The 13,716-nt window shown below is 61.0% G+C and carries 4 protein-coding genes; 3 read left to right on the forward strand and 1 reads right to left on the reverse strand.

Going from position 1 to position 13,716, the window contains the following annotated elements:
- Window positions 1–8,197: retention module-containing protein (locus GV819_RS30410; RefSeq protein WP_161759727.1), on the reverse strand; the 8,197-nt coding region annotated here is incomplete at its 3' end.
- Window positions 8,198–8,568: 371 nt separating this feature from the next.
- Between GV819_RS30410 and GV819_RS30415 the strand changes: the two genes are divergently transcribed.
- From GV819_RS30415 to GV819_RS30425, 3 genes are read left to right on the forward strand one after another with little or no spacing between them, the layout of a single operon-like run.
- Window positions 8,569–9,921, forward strand: a complete 1,353-nt coding sequence (locus tag GV819_RS30415) for a TolC family outer membrane protein (protein WP_161759728.1) — start codon at window positions 8,569–8,571, stop codon at window positions 9,919–9,921.
- Between the two features lie 37 nt (window positions 9,922–9,958).
- Window positions 9,959–12,115, forward strand: coding sequence for a type I secretion system permease/ATPase (locus GV819_RS30420; RefSeq protein WP_161759729.1), 2,157 nt, complete (start codon window positions 9,959–9,961; stop codon window positions 12,113–12,115).
- Entirely contained in the window at window positions 12,105–13,472 is a 1,368-nt protein-coding gene (locus tag GV819_RS30425) for an HlyD family type I secretion periplasmic adaptor subunit (RefSeq protein WP_161759730.1), read from the forward strand. Before GV819_RS30420 ends, GV819_RS30425 begins: the two co-directional genes overlap by 11 nt.
- Window positions 13,473–13,716: the final 244 nt, after the last annotated feature.

The following is a 13,716-nucleotide window of genomic DNA, read 5'->3' on the forward strand; positions in this document are numbered from 1 at the left end:
CGCTGGATTCACCGACCGGGATGGTGATTTTCTCACCGTTGGCCAAGGTCACTACAACCGGAGAACCGGTCACAGGGGCTGTGACGGTGGCGGTATAGGTAACCGTGCCACCTTCGGCAGCCGAAGGGGTGGCCTTCAACGAGACAGTGGAGGTATCGATGGTATCGGTAACGTCAGTCACCGCTGGCGTGGTGCTTGGTACCAGCTTCTCGAAGTTGCCGCCTTCAGCCTTGGTGATGGTGGCTTCAACCTTGCCGGCGTCCTTGTAGACATCATCGGCAGGAGCGGCGACGGTTGCAGTACCCGAAGTAGCGCCGGCGGCGATGGTGATCACCGCACCGTTGGACAGGGTCACGGTCACTGGCGTCCCGGCCGCATTGGTCAGGGTTGCGGTGTAAACGATCTGGCCGCCTTCTGCCACCGAAGGCGTGGCCGTCAGCGACAGATTGGTGGTATCGACGGTGTCGGTCACGGTGGTGCTGACCGGTGACTTGTCGGCTACCAGGTTTTCGTAGTTGCCACCGCTGACATTGGTGATGGAGTTGGTCAGCGGGGTATGGCCGATCAGCACGTCGTTCGGTGCGGTGGTGTTCACCGAGCCGCTGGTCTCGCCGACCGCGATAGTGATCTTCTCGCCATTGGCCAGGGTCACGATCACTGGTGAGCCAGTCACTGGGGCGGTGACAGTGGCGGTGTAGGTAACGTTGCCACCTTCGGCAGCCGAAGGCGTGGCCTTGAGCGAGACAGTGGAGGTATCGATGGTGTCGGTAACATCGGTCACCGCTGGGGTGGTGCTTGGTACCAGCTTCTCGAAGTTGCCGCCTTCAGCCTTGGTGATGGTGGCTTCAACCTTGCCGGCATCCTTGTACACGTCATCAGCAGGTGCGGCGACGGTTGCAGTACCTGAAGTAGCGCCGGCGGCGATGGTGATCACCGCGCCGTTGCTCAGGGTTACGGTCACTGGCGTACCAGCAGCGTTGCTCAATGTCGCGGTGTAAACAATCGAACCGCCTTCGGCCACGGTGCCGGTGGCGCTGAGGCTGAGGGTGGTGGTGTCGATAGTGTCGGTCACGGTGGTGCTGACCGGGGATTTGTCGGCCACCAGGTTCTCGTAGTTACCGCCGCTGACATTGGTGATGGAGTTGGTCAGCGGGGTATGGCCGACCAGTACATCGTTCGGTGCGGTGATGTTCACCGAGCCGCTGGTCTCGCCGACCGCGATAGTGATCTTCTCGCCATTGGCCAGGGTCACGATCACTGGTGAGCCAGTCACTGGGGCGGTGACAGTGGCGGTGTAGGTAACGTTGCCGCCTTCGGTAGTGGCCGGTGTGGCCTTCAGGGAGACGGTGCTGGTGTCGATGGTGTCAGTGACGTCGGTCACTGCTGGCGCCGGATTGGTCTCCAGCTTCTCGAAGTTGCCACCGTCAGCCTTGCTGATGGTGACTTCAACCTTGCCGGCGTCCTTGTAGACGTCATCGGCAGGCGCTGGGACGGTCACGGTGCCGGTGGTTTTACCGGCTTCGATGGTGATGGTCGCGCCGCTGGACAGGGTCACGGTCACTGGCGTACCAGCAGCGTTGCTCAGGGTTGCGGTGTAGATGATCTGGCCGCCTTCGGCCACAGTACCGGTGGCGCTGAGGCTGAGATTGGTGGTGTCGACGACATCGGTCACGGTGGTGCTGACCGGGGATTTGTCGGCCACCAGGTTCTCGTAGTTGCCACCGCTGACGTTGCTGATCGAGTTGGTCAGCGGGGTATGGCCGATCAGCACGTCGTTTGGCGCGCTGATGCTCACCGAGCCGCTGGTCTCGCCGACCGCGATAGTGATCTTCTCGCCATTGGCCAGGGTCACGATCACTGGTGAGCCAGTCACTGGGGCGGTGACAGTGGCGGTGTAAGTGACGTTGCCACCTTCTTCCGCCGAAGGCGTGGCTTTCAGCGACACGGTGGAGGTGTCGATGGTGTCGGTAACATCGGTTACCGCGGGTGTAGTGCTCGGCACCAGGTTCTCGAAGTTGCCGCCATCAGCCTTGGTGATGGTGGCTTCAACCTTGCCGGCATCCTTGTAGACGTCATCGGCAGGAGCGGCGACGGTTACGGTACCGGAAGTGGCCCCCGCGGCGATGGTGATGGTCGCGCCGTTGGACAGGGTCACGGTGACGGGCGTACCCGCCGCATTGGTCAGGGTTGCGGTGTAAACAATCGAACCGCCTTCGGCCACAGTATCGGTGGCACTGAGGCTGAGGTGGGTGGTGTCGATGGTATCGGTGACCGCGGTGTCCGCCGGCTTGTCGCTGAACTCCAGCTTCTCGTAGTTGCCGCCGTCGACTTTGGTGATGGTGGTGCTCAAGGAGCTACCGCCATTCAGTGCATCGTTCGGTGCAGTGAAATTCACGCTGCCGGTGGATTCACCCACTGGGATGGTGATGGTCTGGCCGTTGGACAGAGTGACCACAACCGGGGAACCGGTGACTGGAGCAGTGACCGAGGCGGTGTACACCACAATGCCGCCTTCGGCGACAGTTGGGGTGGCGGTCAGGGAGACGGTGCTGGTGTCGATGGTGTCAGTGACGTCGGTCACTGCTGGTGCCGGATTGGTTTCCAGATGTTCGAAGTTGCCGCCGTCGGCTTTAGTGATGGTGACTTCGACCTTGCCCGCATCCTTATAGACGTCGTCTGCTGGCGCGGCGACGGTCGCAGTACCCGAGGTAGCACCGGCCGCGATGGTGATCACTGCACCATTGGACAAAGTCACGGTGACTGGCGTACCCGCCGCATTGGTCAGTGTCGCGGTGTAGACGATGCTGCCGCCTTCGGCGACTTCACCGGTAGCCGAGAGGCTGAGGGTGGTCGTATCCGGAGTGTCGGTGACGGTGGTATCCGCTGGTTTATCACTGACTTCCAGCTTCTCGTAGTTGCCGCCTTCAGCCTTGGTGATGGTGGTGCTCAAGGAGCTGCCGCCATTCAGTGCATCGTTGGGCGCAGTGAAGTTCACGCTGCCAGTGGATTCACCCACTGGGATGGTGATGGTCTGTCCGTTGGACAGGGTGACCACAACCGGGGAGCCGGTTACTGGCGCAGTGACCGAGGCGGTGTACACCACGGTGCCACCTTCGGCGACAGTTGGGGTGGCGGTCAGAGAGACGGTGCTGGTGTCGATGGTGTCAGTGACGTCAGTCACTGCTGGTGCCGGATTGGTTTCCAGGTGTTCGAAGTTACCGCCATCGGCTTTAGTGATGGTGACTTCGACTTTGCCGGCGTCTTTATAAACGTCATCAGCAGGTGCGGCGACGGTTGCAGTACCCGAAGTAGCGCCGGCGGCGATGGTGATCACCGCGCCGTTGCTCAGGGTTACGGTCACCGGAGTGCCAGCGGCGTTGGTCAGTGTCGCGGTATAAACAATCGAACCGCCCTCGGCCACGGTCTCGGTGGCGGTCAGGCTCAGGGTCGTTGTATCAGGGGTGTCGGTGACTGTGGTGTCCGCTGGCTTGTCGCTGACTTCCAGTTTCTCGTAGTTGCCGCCTTCAGCCTTGGTGATGGTGGTGCTCAAGGAGCTGCCGCCATTCAGTGCATCGTTGGGCGCAGTGAAGTTCACGCTGCCAGTGGATTCACCCACTGGGATGGTGATGGTCTGTCCGTTGGACAGGGTGACCACAACCGGGGAGCCGGTTACTGGCGCAGTGACCGAGGCGGTGTACACCACGGTGCCACCTTCGGCGACAGTTGGGGTGGCGGTCAGAGAGACGGTGCTGGTGTCGATGGTGTCAGTGACGTCAGTCACTGCTGGTGCCGGATTGGTTTCCAGGTGTTCGAAGTTACCGCCATCGGCTTTAGTGACGGTTACTTCAACCTTGCCGGCGTCTTTGTAGACATCATCGGCCGGTGCTGGAACGGTCACTGTCCCGGAGGTCGCGCCCGCCGCGATGGTGATCACTGCACCGTTGGACAGGGTCACGGTGACCGGTGTACCGGCCGCATTGGTCAGGGTAGCGGTGTAGACGATGCTGCCGCCCTCGGCGACTTCACCGGTAGCCGACAGGCTCAGGGTCGTGGTGTCTGGAGTATCAGTCACTGTGGTATCAGCGGGTTTATCGCTGACTTCCAGTTTCTCGTAGTTACCGCCTTCAGCCTTGGTAATGGTGGTGCTCAAGGAGCTGCCGCCATTCAGTGCGTCGTTTGGCGCAGTGAAATTCACGCTGCCAGTGGATTCACCTACTGGAATGGTGATGGTCTGTCCGTTGGACAGGGTGACCACAACCGGGGAGCCGGTGACTGGAGCAGTGACCGAGGCGGTGTACACCACAATGCCGCCTTCGGCGACAGTTGGCGTGGCGGTCAGGCTGACAGTCGAGGTGTCGATGGTGTCAGTGACGTCAGTCACTGCTGGTGCCGGATTGGTTTCCAAGTGTTCGAAGTTACCGCCGTCAGCTTTAGTGACGGTTACTTCAACTTTGCCGGCGTCTTTATAAACGTCATCAGCAGGTGCGGCGACGGTCGCAGTACCCGAGGTAGCACCGGCCGCGATGGTGATCACTGCACCATTGGACAAAGTCACGGTGACGGGAGTACCGGCGGCATTGGTCAGGGTCGCGGTGTAGATGATCTGGCCGCCTTCGGCCACAGTACCGGTGGCGCTGAGGCTGAGGTGGGTGGTATCGACAGTGTCGGTCACCGTGGTGCTGACCGGCGACTTGTCGGCCACCAGGTTTTCGTAGTTGCCGCCGCTGACATTGGTGATGGAGTTGGTCAGCGGGGTATGGCCGATCAGCACGTCGTTCGGTGCGCTGATGCTTACCGAACCGCTGATTTCGCCGACCGGGATGGTGATCTTCTCACCGTTAGCCAAGGTCACCACGACGGGCGAACCGGTCACTGGAGCCGTGACAGTAGCGGTGTAAGTGACATTGCCGCCTTCCTCCGCCGCAGGCGTGGCTTTCAGCGACACGGTGGAGGTATCGATGGTGTCAGTCACATTGGTGACGGCAGGCGTTGGATTGGTCTCCAGGTGTTCGAAGTTACCGCCGTCAGCTTTAGTGACGGTTACTTCGACCTTGCCCGCATCCTTATAGACGTCGTCTGCTGGCGCGGCGACGGTCGCAGTACCCGAGGTAGCACCTGCCGCGATGGTGATTACTGCACCGTTGCTCAGGGTTACGGTCACCGGAGTGCCAGCTGCGTTGGTCAGGGTCGCGGTATAAACAATCGAACCACCCTCGGCCACGGTCTCGGTGGCGGTCAGGCTCAGGGTCGTTGTATCAGGGGTATCGGTGACCGCGGTGTCCGCCGGCTTGTCGCTGAACTCCAGCTTCTCGTAGTTGCCGCCGTCGACTTTGGTAATGGTGGTGCTCAGCGAGCTGCCGCCATTCAGTGCGTCGTTTGGCGCGGTGAAGTTCACGCTGCCAGTGGATTCACCCACCGGAATGGTGATGGTCTGTCCGTTGGACAGGGTGACCACAACCGGCGAGCCGGTGACTGGCGCAGTAACCGAGGCGGTGTACACCACAATGCCGCCTTCGGCGACGGTTGGGGTGGCGGTCAGAGAGACGGTGCTGGTGTCGATGGTGTCAGTGACATTGGTGACGGCAGGCTCTGGATTGGTTTCCAGGTGTTCGAAGTTACCGCCGTCAGCTTTAGTGACGGTTACTTCAATTTTGCCGGCGTCTTTGTAGACATCATCGGCCGGTGCTGGAACGGTCACTGTCCCGGAGGTCGCGCCCGCCGCGATGGTGATCACTGCGCCGTTGCTCAGGGTTACGGTCACCGGAGTACCGGCGGCATTGGTCAGTGTCGCGGTGTAGACGATCGAGCCGCCTTCGGCCACTTCGCCGGTAGCCGACAGGCTCAGGGTCGTGGTGTCTGGGGTATCAGTCACTGTGGTGTCAGCGGGTTTATCGCTGACTTCCAGTTTCTCGTAGTTACCACCTTCAGCCTTAGTAATGGTGGTGCTCAAGGAGCTGCCGCCATTCAGTGCGTCGTTTGGCGCGGTGAAGTTCACGCTGCCAGTCGACTCACCGACCGGAATGGTGATGGTCTGTCCGTTGGACAGAGTGACCACAACCGGGGAGCCGGTTACTGGCGCAGTGACCGAGGCGGTGTACACCACGGTGCCGCCTTCGGCGACAGTTGGGGTGGCGGTCAGAGAGACGGTGCTGGTGTCGATGGTGTCAGTGACGTCAGTCACTGCTGGTGCCGGATTGGTTTCCAGGTGTTCGAAGTTGCCGCCGTCGGCTTTAGTGACGGTGACTTCGACCTTGCCCGCATCCTTATAGACGTCGTCTGCTGGCGCGGCGACGGTCGCAGTACCCGAGGTGGCACCGGCCGCGATGGTGATTACTGCACCGTTGCTCAGGGTTACGGTCACCGGAGTGCCAGCGGCGTTGGTCAGGGTCGCGGTATAAACAATCGAACCGCCCTCGGCCACGGTCTCGGTGGCGGTCAGGCTCAGGGTCGTTGTATCTGGGGTGTCGGTGACCGCGGTGTCCGCTGGTTTGTCGCTGAACTCCAGCTTCTCGTAGTTGCCACCGTCGACTTTGGTGATGGTGGTGCTCAAGGAGCTGCCGCCATTCAGTGCGTCGTTTGGCGCAGTGAAATTCACGCTGCCAGTCGACTCACCGACCGGAATGGTGATGGTCTGTCCGTTGGACAGGGTGACTACCACCGGGGAGCCGGTGACTGGCGCGGTAACCGATGCGGTGTACACCACAATGCCGCCTTCGGCGACAGTTGGGGTGGCGGTCAGGCTGACAGTCGAGGTGTCGATGGTGTCAGTGACGTCAGTCACTGCGGGTGCCGGATTGGTCACCAGGTTTTCGAAGTTGCCGCCCTCGGTCTTGCTGATGGTCACTTCGACCTTGCCGGCGTCCTTATAGACGTCATCGGCGGGTGCGGGGACGCTGATGCTGCCGCTGTTGGCGCCGGCCGCAATGGTGATCACCGCACCGTTGGACAGGGTGACAGTCAGCGCGGTACCCGCTGGATTGGTCAGGGTGGCGGTATAGACGATGCTGCCGCCTTCAGCGACTTCGGCAGTGGCCGACAGTTTCAGGCCGGTGTCGTCGATGGTGTCGGTGACGGTTGTCACTGCTTTGTCGGTGCTGTGTTCCAGGTTCTCGAAGTTGCCGCCTTCGGCCTTGGTTATGCCGACCTCGATGGTGCCGCCGTTCTTGTAGACATCATTGGCCGGCGCTGCCACGTCGACGGTGCCGCTGGACTTGCCCGCCTCGATGGTGATCACCGCACCATTGGACAGGGTGATGGTCACCGGGGTCTGCGCCGGATTGGTCAGGGTGGCGGTGTAGGTGATCTGCCCGCCTTCACTGACGCTGGTATCCGCTGCCAGGGTGACGGTGGTGGTGTCGATGGTGTCGGTGACCTGGGTCACCGCCGGGCTTGGATCGACCGTGATCAGCAAACCGCCGCCGCCAGTAGTGCCGGTCACGTTGACGCTGATCTGGCCCGGATCGATATAGACGCTGTCATTGGGCGCCAGGGGCACCTGCACACTGCCGGTCAACTGGCCGGCGCTGATCACGATGACCGCGCCGTTGGACAGGGTAATGCTCAGGTCGGTCAGCGGGGCCTGGGTCAGGGTCGCGGTATACACCAGCGTGCCGCCGGCCTCGGTGATGGTCGGGGTGGCACCCAGGGTCAGGGTTGCCGGACGCAAGGTATCGCTGCCGCTGCCATTGCCGTTGGCCTGGCCGGCGTTGTTAGTCAGGCCGCCGACGGTATTGTTCTGCGCCGAAGTGGCCAGCCCCAGGCCGGCAGTGGGGAAACCGATGGTCGGGTCTACCCGGCCCGCCGTTTCCTCAAGCTGGACAAAACTGTGGCCACCCCCAGCGGCGCCTCCAGTACCTGTGGCGCTTGGGCCGGCAGCGGCAGCTTCGAGCTCGGTGGTCGGGTCGATACCCGCAGCGATGGCTTGTTGCAATTCGGCAACCGAAGGCGCGGCTTGGGCGGTCGCCTGGGCCAGGTCGGTGCCGGAATCAGGCGCGGCGCCGCTCCACTGTGTGTCACGGCCAAGGTCGAGGGTGCGCCCGTCGGTCAGCTCCAGGGTGACAGCCCCGGCCGAGCCGGTATCCACCTGGTCACCCACGAACAGTCGGTCACCTTCAATGAGTACGCGCCGGATCCCTTCCGGGGATACCACGAAAACTTGACCGACAATGCTTTTGACGATGGCAACAACACTGCTCATTGAGGACTCTCCGGTGTACCGCTCAGTTGACTTCCATGTACCGGCTTGGGCGCTGGCCGCAACTCAGTCTGGATGTGTATTCGCTATTGAGTAATTAGCGGAAACGGTTGATTTGACGTTTTGGCGTGTCAATAATTTGGCTATGAATTTTCGCAATTAACTTTATGCCAAAGTATTGACCTTATGAGTGCCATCCTAAACAATCGCCTGATTAATGTCACATTGATATTCACGCGTTAACCTGACTTGAAGTATGTGAACCAGTTCTTAGTTTGAGCTTTCCGACAGACGGTCGTTGTGGTTGTAATCATTCGATGTGGCGCCACGTTCTGACGTGATTCTGGACACGCTGTCCGAGGGAAATTCTTACCATGCGTTTTCACCTGTTCAAGGCCCTGCCATTAGCCTTTGCTGCTAGTTTCGTGCAGGCACAGACACTCCCCGAAGCCATGCAGAAAGCACTGGATGTGCATCCAGAGATCCAAGCCGGAGTGAACAGCCGCCTGGCGGCTGACTACCAGCTGAAAGCGGCGAAAGGTGGCTATCTGCCACGCGTCGATGCGCTGGCCGGTTACGGTCGCGAAGGCACCGATAACCCTAGTTCTCGTGCGGGTACTGGCAACAACCACTGGGAGACATTGAACCGTGGGGAGTCAAGTTTACGTCTCCAGCAAATGGTTTTTGACGGTTTTGCTACCTCTAGCGAAGTAGGGCGTCAACAAGCCACCGTCAATTCCCGGGCTTACTCCCTGCTGGGCGCGTCCGAACGCACGGCCCTGACCGTGGCCCAGGTGTACCTGGATGTGCTGACCCGTCGCCAATTCGTCCAGCTGGCGGAAGACAACCTGCGCAACCACGAACGCATCTACGACCAGATCAAGCTGCGCACCCAGCGTGGTGTGGGCAGCGGCGCCGACCTCGACCAGGCCGAAGCGCGGATGGCCCAGGCCCGCAACAACCTGATCACCGAACAGACCAACCTGGCGGACTCCCAGACCAACTATCTGAGTGCTGTAGGGCAGATGCCCGATCAGTTGGAGCGGCCTGCCAGTTTCATGGCGATGCTGCCGGCGAACCTCGATGAGGCCCGGCGACAGATGTTGGAAAACAGCCCGATCCTGCGTTCCGCAGAGTCCGATATCGTCGCCGCCGAAAAGCAGTACGACGCCGCCAAGTCGGCGTTCTACCCGCGTTTCGATGCGGAGTTGGGGCGTACCGCGGATAACAACCTCGACGGTCAGGTCGGTCACAACAATGAGTGGCAGGCCATGCTGCGCATGCGCTTCAACCTGTTTGCCGGTGGCAGCAACAAGGCCGACCTGGAATCCAAGGCCTACCAGTCGAACCAGGCCCTGGATATCCGCAACAATGCCCTGCGGGTGTTGAACGAAGAGCTGGGCCTGGCCTGGAACGCCTTGAACAATGCCAACGCCCAGGTGCCGATCGCCCAGCAGTACGTTGATCACAGCACCAGCGTGCGCACCGCTTATCAGAAGCAATTCAGCCTGGGCGAACGCACCTTGCTGGACTTGCTCGACAGTGAAAACGAACTGTTCACTGCTTCCCGGCGTTTGGCGGAAATCAGAAACATTCAGTTATTTACTCAGTATCGAATCAAGGCGACCATGGGCGAGTTGCTCAAGAGCCAGGGAGTGGTCGCACCTATGGCGTCCGTCGTGCAAAATGATGTGAAGCCCAAGGTCCAACTGCCTGGGATGAATTGAGCCAATCTCATCCAACAGTCAGTCAAGAGTGTCGAGCGTGGAATCAGAAGTCAGTCGAGTGCAACTCAATCATGATCCACGTGGTATGCATGACGACCCCCTGCTAGATGGTTTGTTGACCCTCTGCTTCCTGCACCAGAAACCCGCCAGTGCGGCAATGTTGACCACCGGTCTGCCATTGCCGTCCCAGCGCTTGAGTGCCGAGTTGCTGCCCCGCGCAGCAGCCCGGGCCGGGTTGCAGGGGCGGGTACTGCGCCGCAAGCTCGAGCAGATTCCGGCGATCGCCATGCCCGCCTTGCTGTTGCTCAAGGATGGTCGCAGTGCTGTGTTGCTGGGCTGGCAGGGCGAGGACCAGGCGCGTTTACTGCTCAGCGAGAGCGATGGCGGTGAAGTCTGCGTCAGCCGCGAACTGTTGGCCGACGATTACAGCGGGCAGGTGTTCTTCGCCCAACCCCAGCACAAGTTCGACGTCAATCACGGCTCGTTGATTCCCCGGGCCCGCTCCTGGTTTCGCGATACCCTCAAGCGTTCGCGCTGGCTATATATCGATGCCATCGCCGCCAGCCTGCTGATCAACATCATTGCCATGGCCGCGCCGCTGTTCGTGATGAACGTCTACGACCGGGTTGTACCCAACCAGGCCACCTCGACCTTGTGGATGCTGTCCATCGGCATCATCGGCGCCTACATCTTCGACCTGATCCTCAAGGGCTTGCGCAGCCTGTGCCTGGACCTTGCGGGAAAGAAGACCGACCTGATCATCTCCGCCACGCTGTTCGAGCGCATCGTCGGCATGGCGATGAAGTACCGACCGGCACGGGTCGGCAGCTTTGCCCAGAACATCCATGAGTTTCAGAGCCTGCGGGACTTTCTCGCTTCGCTGACCCTCACCAGCTTGATCGACCTGCCGTTCACCCTACTGATCTTCATGGTCATCGCGATCCTCGGCGGGCACCTGGTGTGGATTCCGGTGCTGGCGTTCCCGATTGCCTTGTTGATCGGCTACGCGCTGCAGAAGCCCCTGGTGGCGACCATGGAAAAAACCATGGCCCTGGGCGCCGAACGCCAGTCGAGCCTGATTGAAACCCTGGCCGGGCTGGATGCGGTCAAGGTCAACAACGCTGAAAGCGAGCGCCAGTACCAGTGGGAGCAGACCATTGGCACCCTCAGCCGCCTTGAGTTGCGGGTGAAGATGCTCTCCAGCCTGGCGATGAACATCACCTTGCTGATCCAGCAATTGGCCGGGGTGATCATGATCATCTTCGGTGTGTACCAGATCATCGACGGCAACCTCAGCATGGGCGGGCTGATCGCCTGCTACATGCTCAGCGGTCGGGCTCTGAGCCCGCTGGCTTCGCTGTCCGGGCTGTTGACCCGTTACCAGCAGGCCCGGGTCACCATGACCTCGGTGGACCAGATGATGGAGCTGCCTCAAGAACGAAATTTCGACGAGCGTCCCCTGAGCCGCAGCGTGCTGCAGGGCGCCATCGAATGCCGGCAACTGAGCTTCACCTATCCGGGGCAGCAGAATTCGGCGCTGAAGAACATCAACCTGATCATCAAGCCGGGCGAAAAGGTTGGCATCATCGGCCGCAGTGGCTCGGGCAAAAGCTCCCTGGCCAAGCTGCTGGTGGGGCTCTATCAGGCAGACTCCGGAGCCTTGTTGGTGGACGGCGTGGACATTCGCCAGATCGACGTCAGCGAGCTGCGCCACAACATCGGTTATGTGCCCCAGGATATCCAGTTGCTGGCCGGCACCCTGCGCGACAACCTGACCTCCGGCGCCCGTTACGTCGAAGACGAACTGGTGCTGCAAGCCGCCGAGCTGGCGGGGGTTCACGAATTCGCCCGGCTGCATCCCCAGGGCTATGAATTGCAAGTGGGCGAGCGCGGACAGAACTTGTCTGGCGGTCAGCGCCAGAACGTCGCCTTGGCCCGGGCCTTGTTGCTCAACCCACAGATCCTGCTGCTCGACGAACCCACCAGTGCCATGGACAACACCGGCGAGGAGCGCTTGAAGCAGCGCCTCGAAGCCGTGGTGCAGGGCAAGACCGTGGTACTGGTCACCCACCGTGCCTCATTGCTGTCGCTGGTGGATCGGCTGTTGGTGGTGGACCGCGGACAGATCCTCGCCGATGGCCCGAAAGCAGTGGTTATGGAAGCGTTGAAGAAGGGGCAGATCAGTGTTGCTTAAGTCGGGATTCAAGGACTCGATCCGCCGTTATTTCAAAGGCTCCGATTCCCTCCAGGGCCAGCCGTTGCCCGAGGTCAACAAGGCCCTGATCGAAGATGCTCCACGGGTCATTCGCCTGACCATCTGGGGCATCATCGGGTTCTTCCTGTTCCTGGTGCTATGGGCCAATTTCGCGGTCATCGATGAAGTCACCAAGGGCGAAGGCAAGGCGATTCCTTCGTCCAAGGTGCAGAAGATCCAGAACCTGGAAGGCGGTATCGTCTCCGAGCTGTTCGTCAAGGAAGGCCAGGTGGTGGAGGCCGGCGCGCCGCTGATCCGCCTGGACGACACGCGCTTCCAGTCCAACGTCGGTGAAACCGAGACCGTGCGTCTGTCGATGCTGCTGCGGGTCGAGCGCCTGAGTGCCGAGGTCGAGGAGCGGCCACTGAACTTCCCCGCCGACGTGCTCAAGGACGTACCAGGCCAGGCTGCCAGCGAAAAATCCCTGTACGAGAGCCGGCGCCAGCAACTGCATGACGAGATTGGTGGCCTCCAGGAGCAACTGATCCAGAAACAGCAGGAATTGCGCGAGTTCACCTCCAAGCAGGCCCAGTACCGCCAGCAACTGGGTTTGCAACGCCAGGAAATCAACATGTCCGAGCCCCTGGTGGCCCAGGGCGCGGTATCGCCGGTGGAAGTGCTGCGGCTCAAGCGCGCCGAAGTGGAAACCCGTGGCCAGTTGGATGCCACGACCCTGGCCATTCCTCGCGCCGAGTCGGCAATCAAGGAAGTGCAGCGCAAGATCGACGAGACCCGCGGCAAGTTCCGCAGCGAGGCCCTGACCCAGCTCAACGAGGCGCGCACCGAACTGAACAAGGCCAGCGCCACCGGCAAGGCCCTGGAAGACCGGGTCAGCCGGACCCTGGTGACCTCGCCGGTGCGCGGTATCGTCAAGCAGCTGATGGTCAACACCATCGGCGGGGTGATCCAGCCGGGCAGCGACATGGTGGAAATCGTGCCCCTGGACGACACCCTGCTGGTGGAAGCCAAGATCCGCCCCCAGGACATCGCGTTCCTGCATCCGGGGCAAGAAGCGATCGTCAAGTTCAGCGCCTATGACTACACCATCTACGGTGGCCTCAAGGCACGCCTGGAGCAGATCGGCGCCGACACCATCACCGACGAAGACAAGAAGACCACCTACTACATGATCAAGCTGCGCACCGACCGCAGCCACCTGGGCACCGATGAGAAACCGCTGCTGATCATCCCCGGGATGGTCGCCTCGGTGGACATCATCACCGGCAAGAAGAGCATCCTCAGCTACCTGCTCAAGCCGATCATCCGCGCTCGCGCCGAAGCCCTGCACGAACGCTGATCCGGGTAAAAAACGACCTTCGCCGGGAGCCTGCCTTGTAGGAGCTGGCTTGCCAGCGAAGGGGCCCGTGAGACCGCCTTCGCCGGCAAGCCGGCTTCTGCAGGACCGCGCCGTCCGCCAATGCCATGGGGGCCATCGGTGGCGTACCGTCCATAACCGCCGCATCGCTCGAATCAACATATCGTTATTCGCTAACGGTATTTAAATTCGTTTTCTTATATCTATAAAGTCAACTCCCTGCGTA

Source organism: Pseudomonas sp. Fl5BN2 (assembly GCF_009908205.1).
Classification (GTDB): Bacteria; Pseudomonadota; Gammaproteobacteria; order Pseudomonadales; family Pseudomonadaceae; genus Aquipseudomonas.

What these genes read in the sequence shown, in the direction of transcription:
- GV819_RS30415 (WP_161759728.1), top strand. Translation starts at nt 8,569, where the DNA reads ATGCGTTTTCACCTGTTCAAGGCCCTGCCATTAGCCTTTGCTGCTAGT.